The sequence below is a fragment of the Streptomyces caatingaensis genome, from assembly GCF_001187435.1.
Taxonomy (GTDB): Bacteria; Actinomycetota; Actinomycetes; order Streptomycetales; family Streptomycetaceae; genus Streptomyces; species Streptomyces caatingaensis.
On record NZ_LFXA01000002.1, the window covers coordinates 773,763 to 789,435 of the forward strand.

The 15,673-nt window shown below is 75.1% G+C and carries 13 protein-coding genes; 5 read left to right on the plus strand and 8 right to left on the minus strand.

Annotation, left to right across the window (positions count from 1 at the left end; all coding sequences use genetic code 11):
• Positions 1 to 48 precede the first annotated feature (48 nt).
• Entirely contained in the window at positions 49 to 1,347 is a 1,299-nt protein-coding gene (locus AC230_RS04025) for a cytochrome P450 (protein ID WP_241833063.1), read from the plus strand.
• Here AC230_RS04025 and AC230_RS04030 read toward each other — a convergent pair.
• Together AC230_RS04030 and AC230_RS04035 are read right to left on the minus strand one after the other, a co-directional pair.
• A complete protein-coding gene (locus tag AC230_RS04030; RefSeq protein WP_049714508.1) occupies positions 1,325 to 2,080 on the minus strand; it encodes a bestrophin-like domain in 756 nt (251 codons plus the stop codon). The two genes, AC230_RS04025 and AC230_RS04030, sit on opposite strands and share 23 nt — an antisense overlap.
• A 125-nt stretch (positions 2,081 to 2,205) precedes the next feature.
• On the minus strand, positions 2,206 to 3,849 hold the full coding sequence (locus tag AC230_RS04035; RefSeq protein ID WP_049714509.1) for an acyl-CoA dehydrogenase family protein: 1,644 nt from the start codon (positions 3,847 to 3,849) through the stop codon (positions 2,206 to 2,208).
• 180 nt (positions 3,850 to 4,029) lie between these two features.
• Here AC230_RS04035 and AC230_RS04040 point away from each other — a divergent pair, with 180 nt between their 5' ends.
• The 4 genes from AC230_RS04040 to AC230_RS04055 are packed head-to-tail and all read left to right on the plus strand — an operon-like array spanning position 4,030 to position 7,515.
• Entirely contained in the window at positions 4,030 to 4,728 is a 699-nt protein-coding gene (locus tag AC230_RS04040; RefSeq protein WP_049714510.1) for a response regulator transcription factor, read from the plus strand.
• Positions 4,725 to 6,179, plus strand: a complete 1,455-nt coding sequence (locus tag AC230_RS04045; RefSeq protein WP_049714511.1) for a sensor histidine kinase — start codon at positions 4,725 to 4,727, stop codon at positions 6,177 to 6,179. The genes AC230_RS04040 and AC230_RS04045 overlap by 4 nt, the downstream gene beginning before the upstream one ends.
• A complete protein-coding gene (locus AC230_RS04050; RefSeq protein ID WP_049714512.1) occupies positions 6,176 to 6,688 on the plus strand; it encodes a hypothetical protein in 513 nt (170 codons plus the stop codon). The genes AC230_RS04045 and AC230_RS04050 overlap by 4 nt, the downstream gene beginning before the upstream one ends.
• Positions 6,689 to 6,735: 47 nt before the next feature.
• Positions 6,736 to 7,515 carry an SDR family NAD(P)-dependent oxidoreductase gene (locus AC230_RS04055; RefSeq protein WP_049714513.1) on the plus strand — a complete coding sequence of 260 codons (780 nt, stop codon included), beginning with the start codon at positions 6,736 to 6,738 and terminating at the stop codon, positions 7,513 to 7,515.
• On the opposite strand, the gene AC230_RS04060 is transcribed toward AC230_RS04055, so the two are convergent.
• The 6 genes from AC230_RS04060 to AC230_RS04085 all read right to left on the minus strand — a co-directional run bounded on the left by AC230_RS04060 (position 7,516) and on the right by AC230_RS04085 (position 15,668).
• A complete protein-coding gene (locus AC230_RS04060) occupies positions 7,516 to 7,707 on the minus strand; it encodes a hypothetical protein (RefSeq protein WP_049714514.1) in 192 nt (63 codons plus the stop codon). It abuts the gene before it with no gap.
• Positions 7,708 to 7,825: 118 nt separating this feature from the next.
• Positions 7,826 to 8,047, minus strand: a complete 222-nt coding sequence (locus AC230_RS04065) for a heavy-metal-associated domain-containing protein (RefSeq protein WP_049714515.1) — start codon at positions 8,045 to 8,047, stop codon at positions 7,826 to 7,828.
• 67 nt (positions 8,048 to 8,114) lie between these two features.
• Complete coding sequence (locus AC230_RS04070) at positions 8,115 to 8,972, minus strand: SCO6745 family protein (protein WP_049714516.1); 858 nt, start codon at positions 8,970 to 8,972, stop codon at positions 8,115 to 8,117.
• Between the two features lie 109 nt (positions 8,973 to 9,081).
• Complete coding sequence (locus tag AC230_RS04075) at positions 9,082 to 9,930, minus strand: ABC transporter permease (protein WP_049714517.1); 849 nt, start codon at positions 9,928 to 9,930, stop codon at positions 9,082 to 9,084.
• Positions 9,927 to 12,578: an alpha/beta fold hydrolase gene (locus tag AC230_RS04080; protein WP_049714518.1), complete on the minus strand. Its 2,652-nt coding sequence runs from the start codon at positions 12,576 to 12,578 to the stop codon at positions 9,927 to 9,929. Before AC230_RS04080 ends, AC230_RS04075 begins: the two co-directional genes overlap by 4 nt.
• Before the next feature lie 57 nt (positions 12,579 to 12,635).
• Positions 12,636 to 15,668 carry an alpha-mannosidase gene (locus AC230_RS04085; RefSeq protein WP_049714519.1) on the minus strand — a complete coding sequence of 1,011 codons (3,033 nt, stop codon included), beginning with the start codon at positions 15,666 to 15,668 and terminating at the stop codon, positions 12,636 to 12,638.
• Positions 15,669 to 15,673: the final 5 nt, after the last annotated feature.

Genomic DNA, 15,673 nt, shown 5'->3' on the forward strand with positions numbered 1-15,673 from the left:
TTGACGGGGCCTTGACGCGGCGGGCCCGGCCCGGCGTACGGTCCGCTGGTGAACTCCCGCCAGGTCACCGCCGTGTTCGACCCCGCGGCCCATGCCCGGGGCGTGCCCCACGACCTCTACCGCGAGCTGCGCGAGCGCGCCCCGGTGTGCCGCGTTCCCGAACCACCGGTCGGCGACTGGCCCGCCGGGCCCGGCTATTGGGCCGTCTTCCGGCACGCCGACGTCAAGCACGTGCTGCGCACCCCCGACGTCTTCTCCTCCCACCTGGGCGCCACCCAGCTGCGCGACCCCGACAGCCCCGAGGACCTGGAGTTCGTCCGGGCGATGATGCTCAACCAGGACCCGCCCGCCCACGCGCGGCTGCGCCGCATCGTCGCCGCCGCGTTCACCCCGCGCGCCGTCCGCGAGCTGGAGGACGTCATCGAGGCGCGGGCCCGCTCCCTGGTCGCCGCCGTCGCCCCCCGCGGGCGGGCCGACTTCGTACCGCTCGCCGCCGACCTGCCCGTACGGACCCTCGCCCACCTCCTGGGCGTCCCCGAGGAGGACCGCGGGCTGCTGGCGGACTGGGCGGACCGGGTCATCGGCTACCAGGACCCCCGGCGCGCGCACGCCGACGCCGTCGACCCCGCCGCGCTCAGCCCCCTCGGCCGCGCCGCGCACGTCCTGCGCCCCGGACCGCTCGCCCGGCCCGACGGCGCCCCGCTCAACCCCCGCTCCCGCGCCGCCCTCCCCGACATGTTCGCCTACGCCCACGGCCTCGCCGAACGCCCCCGCGAGGGCAGCGTCATGGCCCGGATGCGCCGGGCGGGCCTGACCGGCGACGAGTTCGAGACGATGTTCTTCCTCTTCGCGGTGGCCGGGAACGAGACCTTGCGCAACGCCGTCCCCGGTGCGCTGCTCACCCTCCTCGACCACCCGGACCAGCTCGCCCTGCTGCGCGGGCACCGGGGCCTCATGGCCCCGGCCGTCGAGGAGGCGCTGCGGTACTGGCCGCCGGTGCTGCACTTCCGGCGCACCGCCACCCGGGACACCGAGCTCGCGGGCGTGCGCGTGCGGCGCGGCGAGAAGGTCGTCGTCCACCACGCCTCCGCCAACCGCGACGAGCGCGTCTTCCCCGACCCCGACCGCTTCGACATCACCCGCCGCCCCAACGACCACGTCAGCTTCGGCTTCGGGCCGCACTTCTGCCTGGGCGCCCACCTCGCGCGCGTCCAGCTGCGCGCCCTGCTGCGGGCGGCCCTCGACCTGCTGCCCGGCCTGGAGCGCGCCGGCGAGGCCGTCCGGCTCACCTCCAACTTCCAGAACGGCCTGGTGCACCTGCCCGTCAGATGGCGAACAGGGACGTGAACGCGTCCGTGGTGTCCGAAGGGGCGCGTCCGAAGGGGGAGTTGAAGTCCCAGATGAGGAAGAGCAGGAAGGCGATCAGCGCGGTGTAGACGCCGGCGAGGAGCAGCTCCCGCGAGGTCCGCCGGATCTGCAGGGTGAAGATCAGGCCGACCGCGACCAGCGCTCCGCCGATCAGCCCGAACCACACCACCCCCGGCATGGTGTCGCCCGCGCTCAGCGCCCGGGCGTTGCGCGCCGCGTCCGCCGCCCCGACCTGGTCCAGCAGCGGCTGGTAGGACTGGCTCTCGTGGTCGTCGCGCGGCCGGTACGCCGTGACGTCGGCCCGCACCCGGTCGAGCAGGGCGGCGCCCCGCCCGGTGACCTCCCCGGTGTCGAGCATCCCGGGCCACTCCTCGTGCACCACGTACCGCACGTACGCGTCCACGTCCTGGCGGACCCGGTCCCGGACGGGCGGCGCGAACACCTGCACCCGCTCGGCGACTTCGTGCAGCGCCTGGGCCTCGGCCTGGACGGTGGCCTGCGCGGCGTTGCGCGCCTCCCAGACCCCGGCGATCGCCAGGCCCAGCACGATGGCGTAGACCACGCCGATCATCATCGTCATGTACTCGATCACGTCGGGGATCCCCGACCGGTCCCGGTCCACGCTGCGTCCGCGCTCCTTGAGGAGTGCGACGGAGAGCACGACGGCCGTCGTCACGGCGATCGTGAGGACCAGGACCAGCCAGTCCGACATGGGCGTCTCCGGGGAGCGAGTGCGGCGGGGTGCGTCCGGATCCTGCATCCCCCGCCGCCCGCTCACCCCGATGGCCGCATGAATTCCCCCGATGGGGTGAGGTGTTCGAGGGCGCCCCGCACGGGCTACCCGGCGTCCTTCGCCCGGGCCCGCTCCAGGACCGCCCCCAGGTCCGTACCGGCGGGCAGCGTGCCGAACGCCTGCCCCCAGTCCCCGCCCAGCCGCGACGCGCAGAACGCGTCGGCCACCGCCGGGGGCGCGTGCCGGACGAGCAGCGCCCCCTGGAGGACGAGCGTCAGCCGCTCGGCGAGCCGGCGGGCCACCACCTGGTCCCGCCGGGCGTCCCCGAGCGAGCCCAGCAGCTCCCGCAGCCCGGCCGCCGCCGCGTCCAGCCGGGCGTCCGCCCCCGCGGCCAGTGCGACCTCCGCCTCGTAGGCGTCCAGCGCGGCCGGCTCCCGCGCCAGCGCCCGCAGCACGTCGAGGGCCGCCACGTTGCCGGAGCCCTCCCAGATCGACAGCAGCGGCGCCTCCCGGTACAGCCGCGGCATGCCCGACTCCTCCACGTAGCCGTTGCCGCCCAGGCACTCCAGCGCCTCCGCCGCGTGCGCGCTGCCGCGCTTGCACACCCAGTACTTGCCGGCCGCCAGCGCCAGCCGGCGCAGCGCCCCCTCCGCGGCGTCCCCGGCCTCCGCCCGGTCCAGCGCGGCCGCCAGCCGCATCGCCAGCACGGTCGCGGCCTCCGACTCGACGGCCAGGTCCGCCAGGACGTTGCGCATCAGCGGCTGGTCGACCAGCTCGGCGCCGAAGGCCCGGCGGTGCTCCGCGTGGTGCAGCGCCTCCCGCAGCCCGGCCCGCATCCCGGCGGCCGCGCCGATCACGCAGTCCAGCCGGGTCATGTTGACCATCTCGACGATCGTGCGCACGCCGCGCCCCGGCTCGCCCACCCGCCAGGCCACGGCCCGCTCGTACTCGACCTCCGCCGAGGCGTTGGAGCGGTTGCCCAGCTTGTCCTTGAGGCGCATGAGCCGCATCGCGTTGCGCGAGCCGTCCGGCAGGACGCGCGGCATCAGGAAGCAGGTCGGGCCCTCCTCGGTGCGGGCCAGCACCAGGAACACGTCGCTCATCGGCGCCGAGGTGAACCACTTGTGCCCGGTGATCACATAGGTGCCCTCGCCGGCCGGGACGGCCGTGGTGGTGTTGGCGCGGACGTCCGAGCCGCCCTGCTTCTCGGTCATCGACATGCCCGCGATCAGCCCGCGCTTGCCCAGCGGCGGCCGCGGGCCGTAGTCGTAGACGGGGGAGGCCAGCAGCGGCTCGTAGGCGGCCGCCAGCTCCGGCTCGGCGCGCAGCGCCGGGACGGCCGCGTTGGTCATCGAGACCGGACAGCCGTGGCCCGCCTCGGCCTGGGCCCACACGTAGAACTTGGCCGCGCGCACCAGGTGGGCGCCGGGGCGCGCCTGGACCCAGGGCGCGGCGTGCTGGCCGCTCTCCACGGCGGCGGTCATCAGGCGGTGCCAGGCGGGGTGGTGGTCGACCTCGTCGACGCGGTGGCCGTAGCGGTCGTGGGTGCGCAGCACCGGCGGGTACGCCTCGGCCTGGCGCGCCCACTCCCGCACCTCCTCCGAGCCCGCCCGGGCGCCGAGGGCGCGGACCGCCTCCTCGCCCCAGGCGCCGCCGTCCCTGCGCAGGGCCTCCAGCAGCGCGGGGTCGTCGGCGGTGGTGAAGCCGGTCAGGGGAGGGGGCTGGTTGAAGACCTCGTGCGTGCTCACGGCGACCTCCGGGTCGTGCGGTCCTTGAAGGCGTACGGACAACCGAGGCCCATTATCCGGGCCGGTGCCGCCCCGGCCGGTGCGGAAGGGGAGGAAGGGGAATATGAGCAATCGGTGACAGTTCCCGGCTGCGGTCCTCTCGCGGCGCATTCGTGTGCTAACCCGACCGATACTGTCCGTATGTCTCGCGTGCTTCTGATCGAAGACGACCGCGCCGTCAGGGAAGGCGTCAGCCTCACCCTGCGCCGCCGCGGCCACGAGGTCGAGGCCGCGGCGACCGGCGAGGCCGGGCTCGCCGCCCTCGGCGCCTTCCGCCCCGACCTCGTCCTCCTCGACCTGATGCTTCCCGACGTCAGCGGCTTCGAGGTCTGCCGGCGCATCCGCGCCACCCAGCAACTGCCGATCATCATGCTCACCGCCCGCGGCGACGACATCGACGTCGTCCTCGGCCTGGAGGCCGGCGCCGACGACTACATCGTCAAGCCCGCCCGCGGCGAGGTCCTGGAGGCCCGCATACGCGCGGTCCTGCGCCGGGCCGCCCCCGACGGCGGCGGCCCCGACCCCGAGCGGCCCGCCCCCGTCGAGACCCACGGCGACCTGGTCATCGACCGCGCCGGACTGCTCGTCTCCAAGCACGGCCGGGACCTCGCCCTCGCCCCCTCCGAGATGAAGCTGCTGCTCCACCTGTCCGCCACCCCCGGCCGGGTCTACAGCCGCCAGCAGCTCCTGGAGCACGTCTGGGAGCACAGCTACCACGGCGACGCCCGGCTCGTGGACGCCTGCGTGATGCGCCTGCGCACCAAGGTCGAGGACTCCACGCGCTCGCCCCGCTACATCCAGACCGTGCGCGGCTTCGGCTACCGGTTCGGCCCGCTGTGAGACGCCCCGGGGGCGGTGTGCGGGGGCTCGCGCGCGGACTGCGCGCCCGCCTCGTCGTCGCCTTCCTCCTCGTCGCCGCGCTCAGCGCGCTGGCCACCGCCGCCCTCACCTTCCGCGAGGCCCGCACCGCGATCCTCCAGCGCACCCAGGACACCGCGGTCAACGCCCTGCGCGGCCAGGTCAACTCCCAGGTCACCGACCTCGCGATGCCGCCCGGCGAGGCGGCTCTCGCCAAGCTCTCCAAGGGCCTGACCGTGGCCGGCGAGGCGTCGCAGCACTGGATCGTCCACACCCGTTACAAGGACGGCCCGCTGATCCCGGGCGTGCGGACCGAGGACGAGGACGTCATCGGCTCCGGCGTCCAGGAGAAGGTGAGGAACGGCGTCCCCGCCGTCCAGCGCGTCGAGTCCGGCGGCCGCCCCTGGCTCGTCGTCGGCCTGCCCGTCACCTACCAGAACACCACCACCACGTCCGGCCTGGAGGTCTACGCCCGCGTCCCGCTGCGCGAGGACGACGCCAACGTCCAGGCCCTCGTCAACGCCGCCCAGAGCGGCGCCCTGCTGTCCGTCGGACTCGCCGTCGTCCCCGCCCTCTTCGCCGCCCGCAGCGTCCTGCGGCCGGTCCGCGAACTGCGCCGCGGCGCCCAGCAGATCACCGACGGCGCGCTCGACACCCGGCTGAAGGTCACCGGACGCGACGAACTCGCCGAACTCTCCCGGACGTTCAACGGCATGGCCGCCGCGCTGGAGGAGAACGTCGCCGAACTGCGCCGCATGGAGGCCAACTCGCGGCGCTTCGCCGCCGACGTCTCCCACGAACTGCGCACCCCGCTCGCCGCCATGACCGCCGTCGTCGACGTCCTCGACGAGGACGCCGCCACCCTCGACCCCGACACGGCCTACGCCGTGCGCCTCATCAGCGAGGAGACCGGGAAACTGGCCCGCATGGTCGAGGACCTCATGGAGATCTCCCGCTTCGACGCCGGCGCCGCGGCGCTGCACCTCGACGAGGTCGACGTCGCCGAGACCGTCCGCAAGACCCTCCAGGCCCGCAACTGGCAGGACCGGGTCGCGGCCACCCTGCCGGAGGGCGTCCGCGCCCGCCTCGACACCCGCCGCATCGACGTCGTCGTCGCCAACCTCGTCGGCAACGCGCTCCGGCACGGCGGCGAGCCCGTGCGCGTCTCGCTCCGCGCGGACGACGAGCGGCTGCTCATCGAGGTCGCCGACCGCGGGCCCGGCATCGACCCCGACGTCCTGCCGCACGTCTTCGACCGCTTCTACAAGGCCGACGCGGCCCGCGCCCGCTCCGAGGGCAGCGGCCTCGGGCTCGCGATCACCATGGAGAACGTACGGCTGCACCACGGCACGGTGCGGGCCGCCAACTCCCCCGACGGAGGTGCCGTGTTCACCGTGGAGCTGCCGCTGTGCGCGGGAGGTGGGGAGGAGTGAGAACGCGGCGCCTGCTGGCCGTCGTCCCGCTGCTGGGCCTGCTCGCCGGCTGCGGCATCGAGCGCACCGAGGTCATCGACTTCGGGCTGCCGGCGACCGGCGTCAAACGGCCCGGCGATCCCGGGTACCGGGCCCGGCTCTACTTCGCCGTCGTCAACGGCGCCGTCTTCGGCCTGCCGCGGCCGGCGGACGGGCCCGTGGACGCGGAACAGGCGGTGCGGCTGATGCTCGCCGGGCCGAACGACGCGGAGCGGGCGCGGGGATTCTTCAGCGAGGTCATGATGAAGCCGGGGCCTTCCGGGGCGGGGGTCTCCGTGACGGTCTCCCGAGGCCAGGTCGCGATCCGACTGCCCTTCGACGTCGGGCAGTTGACGCGCCCGGCGCGGACGCAGCTGGTGTGCACGGCGGCGCACAACGAGGTGCCGGGGAACGTGCCGGCGGCGGACGTGAAGGTGACGCTCGCCGGCGGGGGGAAGCGCCTCCCGGATCTGCGCTGCACCCTTCCGTAGGGCGCAGGGGGACGGGGCCGGGGCTCCACCGGCTAAGGTGCGACACCATGATCGCAACGGACTACCTCTCCCGCCTCTTCTCCCTCCGGGGCAGAGTCGCCCTCGTCACCGGCGGCAGCTCCGGCATAGGCCGCGCCATGGCGACCGCCCTCGCCCGGGCCGGGGCCGGCGTCGTCGTGGTCGCCCGCGGCGAGAGGGCCCTGGCCGAGACCGTGGACGGGCTCACCGACGAGGGCTGCCGGGCGGCCTGGGTGAGTGCCGACCTCGGCGGCAGGGAGGGCGTCCGCACCGCCGCGGAGCGCGCGGTGGAGGCGTTCGGCGAGCCGGACATCCTCGTCAACGCCGCCGGCGTCAACCTGCGCCCGCCCATGACGGACCTCGGCGAGGACGTCTGGGACACGACCATGGCCGTGAACCTGGAGGCCCCCTTCCTCCTGGGGCAGCGCTTCGGCCCGCGCATGGCCGAGCGCGGATTCGGCCGCATCATCCACGTGACGTCCCAGCAGGCCCACCGCGCCTTCGCGCGGAGCGGGGCTTACGGCGTCTCGAAGGGGGCGCTGGAGTCACTGGCCCGTTCGCAGGCCGAGGCGTGGTCCCCGCACGGGGTCACCTGCAACACGCTCGTGCCGGGGTTCGTGAGGACGCCGCTCAACGAGCGGCTGTCGTCCGACCCGGCGACGGTGGAGGCGCTGGCCGCGCGCACGCTCGTGGGGCGCAACGGGCTGGCGGAGGACTTCGCGGGGGCGGTGGTGTTCCTGGCGAGCGGGGCCTCGGCGTACGTCACCGGGCAGTCGCTCTTCGTGGACGGCGGGTTCTCCGTCCACTAGTCACCGGCGGTGCGCGTCGTCCACGACCTGGACGACGCCCTGCGCGGGCCGCTCCACCACGGGACCGCTCGCGTCCGTGCCCCGCCCGACCGCGTCGGCGGTGACGGCGGCGGTGACGGTCCCGGCGAAGCCGAGCACCGTGGCCGTCACCAGAGCCGCGATCCGCTTCCTGTACAGCTGCGGCAGTGCCATGATCCGTTCTGCCTTTCGGTGGTTCGTCCGTCGTCACATGCGCGTGTCGTCACATGCGTGCGTTGTCACAGGTGAAGACGGGCCCCGCGCGGCAGAAGATCCCGTTGTTACAGAGTCATCACGAAAAACGGCCGGCGAGCGCGTACCCGGCCCCCTCCACGGCGCGGGCGAGCAGCGCGTCGTCCGGCTCGCCCGCGGTGGTGACCGTGAGGCGCCCGCCCGCCGCGTCGGCCTCGGCGGCGCGGACGGCGGGGAGCGCGGTGACGGCCTTGACGACGGCGGCCTCGCAGCGCTCGCAGTGCAGGCCGGAGACGGCGTAGACGGTCGTGACGGACGGCATCGATTCCTCCCGGGGGTACCGGACCGGTCACTTCGCTGCCCGACCGATACACCCCGGGGCGCGGGGCCTACAAGTCCCGTGCCAGCCCCATGGGGTTGGGCTGCGGCAGCTCCGCCGCGCACGCCCGCGCCACGGGCCGCAGCACCGCCCCCAACGCCTCGACGGCGTCCGGCGCCAGTGCCTGCCACGGCCGGGACGCCGCCAGGTCCGTCGCCGCCTCGACCCGCGCGTACAGCGCGCGGCCCGCCTCCGTCGCCCGGCCGTCCGCCGCCAGCAGCCCGCGGCCGGCCAGCCGCCCGGCGGCCGCCGCCCACTCCTCGTCCGTCCAGCCGCGCAACGGCTGGAGCCGGTCGCGCGGCACGTCGATGCCGCTGCGCAGCACCAGCGACTCGCAGCCGTCGAGGCCGGCCGTGACGAGGGCGGCGACATGGCCGTCGCCCCGGTGCTCGCGCAGCAGCGTCGCCGCGTGCCACAGCCGGTCCAGCGGATCCACGGGGAAGCCCAGCGCCGCGTTGGCCGCGCCGAGCGGCCGCCCGGCGCAGTCGAGCCCGTCCAGGTGCCGGACGAGCAGCTCCGCCGCCCGCGCGGCCTCGGCCTCCAGGCCCGCGAGCAGCCGGCGCAGCGCCGCGCGCGAGCCCGTGCGCCGCAGCTCCAGGGCGCGGCCCGGCGGCACGACCTCCCACACCGACGGCAGGGAGCGGGCCACCGCGCCCGGCGCGAAGCCGAAGAACGCGGCCGTCACCGGCTCCGGCCCCACCGGCCCCAAGGGCGCGGAGCGGCCCGCGAAGTAGCCGCGCCACCAGCCGCGCAGCCCCGCGTCCTCGAAGGCCGCCCGGCCCTCCGGCGAGAAGTAGGTGACGGCGTGGACCGGTTCGGTCCATCGCCAGACGGTACGGGCGGTCGTCGCCGCCGCTGCTGCGTCCATGTGCTGCCGACCTCCGGGAGAGGGACCTGGTGCTGCGGGCCGGGACAGCCTCCCAGAAGCCCCCGCCCGGCCGCCACGCGGGGTCAGGACACCGCGTCAGGACACCCCGTCAGGACACGACGTCCTTCGCCCTGAAGTGCCGGAAGGCGAGCGCGAAGAGCACCAGCGCGTAGGCGACGGACACCGCCGCGCCCCTGACCATGCCGCCCCACTCGGCGTGCGGCTGGAGGACGTCCACCCACGCGTACTGCCAGTGCGCGGGCAGCAGGTCGCGCCAGTGGCCGAGCGCCGTCACCGCGTCCAGGACGTTGCCGAGGATGGTGAGCCCCATCGCCCCGCCGACCGCGCCGAGCGGCGCGTCCGTCACCGTGGAGAGCCAGAACGCCAGGGCGGCGGTGACCAGTTGGCCGACGAAGACGTACGCGACCACGGCCGCCAGCCGGGCCACGGCCGTGCCCGCCGGGAGCGTCCCGCCGGTCGGGAGCTGCAACGGCCCCCAGCCGTACGCGGCGGCGCCCGCCGCGAGCGCCACCAGCGGCAGCAGCAGCATCGCCGCCGCGCTGAACGCCAGGGCCACCGTCAGCTTGCTCGCCAGCAGCCGCGTCCGGGGCACGGGCGCCGCCAGCAGATAGCGCAGGGACGACCAGCTCGCCTCCGACGCGACGGTGTCGCCGCAGAACAGGGCGACCGGCACCACCAGCAGGAAGCCCGCCGAGACGAACAGCGCCGTGGCCGCGAAGTTCACGCCGGAGGCCGTCGCGGTGTCCATCAGCGAGATCCGGTCGTCGCGGCCGCCCGACCGCCCGCCGACGGCGAACGCGGCGATCAGCACGAACGGCAGCACGGCCAGCACCCCGCCGACCACCAGCGTGCGGCGGCGCCGCAGCTGGCGCGCGGCCTCGACGCGCAGCGGCAGGGTGCGGCCCGGCCGGTAGCCCGGTGCGGACGCCGTACTCATGGGGTGCCTCCGATCAGGGTCAGGAACGCGTCCTCCAGCCGCCGGTGCGGTCCCACGGACGTCACCGGGATCTCCAACCGGACCAGTTCGCCGAGCAGTTCGGGCGTGGTCAGGCCGCCGAGCCGGACGAGCAGGCCCTCGTCGGCGCGCACGGCCGAGGCGACGCCGGGCAGCCCCGCCACCTTCTCCGCGAGGGCGTCGCCGACCCCGCCCGCCACGCCGACCAGCAGCGTGTCGCCGGAGCCGGTGATGTCGGCGACCGGCCCGGCGGTGACCAGCCGCCCCCGGTCCATGACCACCAGATGCGTACAGCTCTGCTCGACCTCGGCCAGCAGATGGCTGGAGACGATCACCGTGCGGCCGCCGGCCGCGTACCGGATCATCACCTCGCGCATCTCGCGGATCTGCGGCGGGTCCAGGCCGTTCGTCGGCTCGTCCAGGATCAGCAGGTCCGGCAGGCCGAGCATCGCCTGGGCGATGGCGAGGCGCTGGCGCATGCCCTGGGAGTACGTGCGGACGGCCCGGTCCAGCGCGGAGCCGAGCCCGGCGATCTCCAGCGCCTCCGCCACGTGCGCGTCCCCGGCCGGCCGGCCCGTGGCGCGCCAGTACAGGTCGAGGTTGGCCCGCCCGGACAGGTGCGGCAGGAAGCCCGCCCCCTCCACGAAGGCGCCCACCCGCGACAGCACGGGCGCGCCGGGCCGGATCGCGTGGCCGAAGACCCGCACCTCCCCGCCGTCGGGGCGGATGAGGCCCATGAGCATGCGCAGGGTCGTGGTCTTGCCCGCGCCGTTCGGCCCCAGCAGGCCCAGCACCTGGCCGCGTTCGACGCGGAACGACAAGTCCCGTACGGCGTACCGGTCGTGGGACTTCGCGTAGCGCTTGGTCAGTCCGCTGATCTGCAACGGCACGTCGGCCAGCGCCGGATCGGGCGCGGGCGTCGCGGTCCGGCGCCGTCCGGTGAGCAGCAGGGCGGCCGCGGCGGCGGCGCCGGCGGCCGGAAGTCCCCAGGCCCACCAGGGCAGTCCGGCCGAACCGGTCGTCACGTCCGGTGCGGTCGGCACGCTCAGCCCGCCGCCGGCGAGGGAGACGGTGTACGCGGCCGGGGCGGCGGGGGAGGCGTAGCCGAGGTCGGTGGCGGAGAGGACCAGCCGCATCCGGTGCCCGGCCTCGAAGGTGTGGTCGATGGCGGGGAGCCGGACCTCGACCGTCCGGCCGTCCCGGGCACCGGTCACGTGGAGCGGGGCGACCAGCTGGCCCGGCAGCTGCTCCTTGCCGTCCGGCCCCACGTCGTAGACCTTGGCGAAGAGCGTCGCCTCGCCGCTGTCCGAGGCCACCTCGACCCTGGCGACCGGGGTGCCGGTGACGCGGACGCCCTCGGTGAGCCGCGCGGAGTCGAAACGGGCGTACTGGCCCGGGAAGTCCAGCGCCAGGCCCAGGCCCAGCCCCGACAGGCGCGCGGCCGCGCCGAGCCCGGGGACGGCGGAGACGGAGGGCGGCGCCCCGCCCGCCGGGTTGCCGAAGCGCTGCTCGCGGCCGGCGAGGGGGATCGTGCGCGGATCGTTGCGCAGCCCCGGGTAGCGGTCGCCGCTCGCGCCGCGCAGCCGCTGCCGTCCCTCGGCGGAGTCGAGGCCGCCGGTCCGGCTGATGCGGAACGCCGGGCCGGTGCCGGTGCTCTTGTCGCCCTTGAGGTAGCGGTCGAACCAGGTGCGGGTGCGGTCCGCCACCCGGCCGTCCTCCTCCTTCGACCCGCTGTCGTGCCCGCCGGCGATCCAGTCGACGGCGACGGGCGCGCCGTTGCGCCGGATCGCCCGCGCCGCGCGGTCGGACTCGGTCAGGGGGAACAGCGAGTCGCCCTGTCCCTGGACGAGCAGCGCCGGGACCTTGATGCGGTCGGCGACGGCGGAGGGGCTGCGGCGTTCGAGGAGCGCGCGGGCGTCGGCGTCGGGGCGGCCGGCGGTGGCGACGCGCTCGTACATGGCGCACAGGTCGGGCGCGAACCGCCCGCAGCGCGCCTTCGAGGGTCCGCTCGCGCCGCTGGTGAAGAAGATCCCGGACCAGAGCTTCTTGAACACGCCGTCCGGGAAGAGCGAGTCGGCCAGGTTCCAGTAGGTGATGGACGGGGCGACGGCGTCCACGCGCTTGTCGTGCCCGGCGGCCAGGAGCGCGGCCGCGCCGCCGTAGGAGGCGCCGGCGATCCCGACGCGGGGGTCCCCCTCGCCGTCGAGCCGGACCTCGGGGCGGGTGGCGAGCCAGTCGAGCAGCCGGCCGACGTCCGCGATCTCGCGGTCGGGGTCGTTGAGCCCGATCCTCCCGCCCGACTTCCCGAACCCGCGCGCCGACCAGGTCAGCACCGCGTACCCGTCGCGGGCCAGGTCCTCGGCCCGGGAGCGCAGGTCGTCCTTGCTGCCGCCGAAGCCGTGGGCGAGGAGGACGGCCGGTCTGCGCCGGCCGGCGTCGCCGGCGGTGAAGAACGACGTGTCGAGCCGCACCCCGTCCCCGGCGGCCGCCAGGAACCGGTCCTCGCGGCGCACCGGCGGGTCGCCGCCGGCGGCGGCCACGGTCCAGGTGCCGGCACCGGCCAGCACGGCGAGGGCGGCGGCGGCCGCCGCCAGACGGGTGCGCCGGCGGCGGGGCGGACGGAGCTTCATGCCGGAATGTTATGTGGGGGCTCGTGCGGATGTGCGGGCCGGTGGGCCGAGCGGCCCTTATCGCGCGGCATCGGCCCGTACGACGCGCAGCGTCGCGATCTCGAACGGGCGCAGTGGCAGCCGGATCCGCCCGCCGTCGACCGCGACCGCCTCCTGCGGCCGTTCCAGCAGGTCGCAGCGGTGGGCGGAGGCGGCGTCGAAGGAGAGGGAGAGATCGGCTTCGGCCCGGCCGCCCAGGGATTCGTACACGCGCAGGACGACGTCCCCGCCGCCGTCGTCGGCGAGCTTCACCGCCGAGATCACCACCGCCTCGTTCCCCGAGTGCGCCAAGGCCCCCGTGCCCCGGTCGCCCGGCACGCGGCGCTCGGGGAGGTTGATGCGGTAGCCCTCGCGCACCGCGTCGCCGATCCACGCGTGGGGGACCAGGGCGTGGCGGAAGCGGTGCACGCCCTGGTCGGTGCGGGGGTCGGGGAAGCGCGGGGCGCGCAGCAGGGAGAGGCGGACGGTGGTGGTCGTGCCGCCGTCGCGGCGGACGTCACGCGTCACGTCGTAGCCGTACGTCGAGTCGTTCACCAGCGCCACGCCCCAGCCCCAGGAGCCCTCCTCCAGGTGGACGAACCGGTGCGCGCACGCCTCGAACTTGGCCGCGTCCCAGCCCGTGTTGGCGTGCGTCGGCCGGTACAGGTGCCCGAACTGCGTCTCGGCGGCGATCCGGTCCGTGCGCACGTCCAGCGGGAACGCGGCCTTGAGGAACTTCTCCGTCTCGTGCCAGTCCACCTCGGTGTCGATGTCGACGCGCCGCACGCCCGCCGGGAGGGCGATGCGCTGCTCGAAGCGCGAGCGGCCGAAGGACCGGACGACGCGCACCGCGCCGTCGTCCGTCGGCTCCACCGTGTCGGCGTCCGTGAGGTCCGTGACCGTGTTGCGGTAGAACTCGTCCACGTCCCAGGCGTCCCACATGTTCGGGAAGTCCTGGTGGAGCTGGAGGAGGTTGGCCGCCGTGCCCGGGGCGAGCGTCTCACGGCCGGTCTCCGTGTCGCGGACGGACACCAGCAGGCCGCGCCCGTCGATCTCGGCGCGCAGCAGACCGTTGTCGAGGACGTGACCGCCGCCCTCGCGGGGCGTGATCGTCGTCGGTTCCGGGACGGGCGCGCCCTCCCGGCGCGCCGACAGCGCCGCCACGCCGGCCCGCCCGTGCGGCGCCGCGTTGAACACCACCGTGCCGCCCGCCGAGGCGTCCCCCGCGAGCGCGGACGTGGCCTCTCCGATCAACTCCTCGAGTTCCGCGGTGACCTGCCCGTACGTCCGCACCGCCTCGCGGTGCACCCAGGCGATCGAGGTGCCCGGCAGGATGTCGTGGAACTGGTGGAGCAGCACCGTCTTCCACAGCCGGTCCAGCCGCTCGTACGGATACGGGAAGCCGGTGCGCACCGCCGCTGTCGCGGACCACAACTCCGCCTCGTGGAGCAGGTGTTCGGCCCGGCGGTTGCCCCGCTTGGTGCGGGCCTGGCTGGTGAGCGTCGCCCGGTGCAGCTCCAGGTACAGCTCGCCCACCCACACGGGCGCGTCCTCGTACTCGGCGTGCGCCTTCTCGAAGAACGCCGACGGCCGCTCGAAGGCCACCCGCGCCGAACCCTCCAGGTCCGCCAGGCGCTTGGCCCGCGCCACCATCTCCCGCGTCGTCCCGCCGCCTCCGTCGCCCCAGCCCGTCGGCGCCAGCGAGCGCGTCGCCCGGCCCTTCTCCCGGAAGTTGCGAACGGCGTGCGCCAACTCCTCACCCGACAGCTGGGCGTTGTACGTGTCGACGGGCGGGAAGTGGGTGAAGACGCGGGTGCCGTCCAACCCCTCCCACCAGAAGGTGTGATGGGGGAAGACATTCGTCCTGCTCCACGAGATCTTCTGCGTCAGGAACCACTTCGAGCCCGACAGCCGCACCAGTTGGGGCAGCGCCGCCGAGTAGCCGAACGAGTCCGGCAGCCACACCTCCTCCGTCTCGATCCCGAACTCGTCCAGGAAGAACCGCTTCCCGTGGACGAACTGCCGCGCCAGCGCCTCCGATCCCGGCATGTTGGTGTCCGACTCCACCCACATCCCGCCCACCGGGACGAACCGGCCCTCCGCCACCGCCTTCCGCACCCGCGCCCACACCTCCGGCCGGTGCTCCTTGACCCACGCGAACTGCTGCGCCTGCGACATCGCGTAGACGAAGCCCGGCTCGTCCTCCAGCAGCGCCGTCATGGTGGCCGTGGTACGGGCCACCTTGCGCACCGTCTCCCGCAGCGGCCACAGCCACGCCGAGTCGATGTGCGCGTGCCCGACCGCGCTGATCCGGTGCGCGGAGGCGTGCGCCGGGGCGGCGAGGACACCGGCGAGCCGCTCGCGGGCGGCGGCCGCGCACCGGCCGACGTTCTGGAGATCGAGGGCGTCCAGCGCCCGCTCGACCGCCCGCAGCACCTCCCAGCGGCGCGGCGACTCCTCCGGCAGCCCCCTCATCAGCCCCTCCAGCACCTCCAGGTCCTGGACGAGCTCCCACACCGTCTCGTCGAACACCGCGAGGTCCATCCGGCCCAGCCGGTAGCGCGGCCGGTCGTCGGCGGTCTCGCGGTCGCCCAGCTCGGTGGGGGTGAACGGGTGGTAGTCGAGGATGACCGGGTTCGAGGCGGCCTCGATGTGCAGCCTGACGCGCTCGCCGCCGGCGGCCGGGGCGGCGATCCGCACCCAGTGGTTGCGCGGGTTGAGCCCCTTCACCGGCGAGCCGTCCTCGCGGTGGACCAGCCCCTCGCACTGGAAACCGGTCATGTTCTCGTCGAAGCCCAGGTCGAGGACGGCCTCGACCGTACGCCCCGCCCACGCCCCGGGGACCGTCCCCGACACCGTGAACCAGCTCGTCCCCCACGCCGGGCCCCACGCCGCGCCCGGCTCGACCCGCTCGCGCGGGGCCGCGATGCCCTCGGGGACGGGCACGCGTTCACCGGGCGCCTGCCAGACCCCGACGTCCAGCGGGACCGACGCCGGATACACGGCCGGCCGGATCCGTTCGTCCAGCACGCGCTTGAGACGGGCCTCGGTCAGGGTGCGGTCGTTGTGCATGAGGT

Excerpts from the sequence above, each read along its gene's own strand:
- AC230_RS04075 (WP_049714517.1), bottom strand. The coding sequence starts at position 9,930 with ATGAGTACGGCGTCCGCACCGGGCTACCGGCCGGGCCGCACCCTGCCG.
- AC230_RS04065 (WP_049714515.1), bottom strand. The coding sequence starts at position 8,047 with ATGCCGTCCGTCACGACCGTCTACGCCGTCTCCGGCCTGCACTGCGAG.
- AC230_RS04030 (WP_049714508.1), bottom strand. The coding sequence starts at position 2,080 with ATGTCGGACTGGCTGGTCCTGGTCCTCACGATCGCCGTGACGACGGCC.
- AC230_RS04080 (WP_049714518.1), bottom strand. The coding sequence starts at position 12,578 with ATGAAGCTCCGTCCGCCCCGCCGCCGGCGCACCCGTCTGGCGGCGGCC.
- AC230_RS04060 (WP_049714514.1), bottom strand. The coding sequence starts at position 7,707 with ATGGCACTGCCGCAGCTGTACAGGAAGCGGATCGCGGCTCTGGTGACG.
- AC230_RS04040 (WP_049714510.1), top strand. The coding sequence starts at position 4,030 with ATGTCTCGCGTGCTTCTGATCGAAGACGACCGCGCCGTCAGGGAAGGC.
- AC230_RS04070 (WP_049714516.1), bottom strand. The coding sequence starts at position 8,972 with ATGGACGCAGCAGCGGCGGCGACGACCGCCCGTACCGTCTGGCGATGG.
- AC230_RS04055 (WP_049714513.1), top strand. The coding sequence starts at position 6,736 with ATGATCGCAACGGACTACCTCTCCCGCCTCTTCTCCCTCCGGGGCAGA.
- AC230_RS04085 (WP_049714519.1), bottom strand. The coding sequence starts at position 15,668 with ATGCACAACGACCGCACCCTGACCGAGGCCCGTCTCAAGCGCGTGCTG.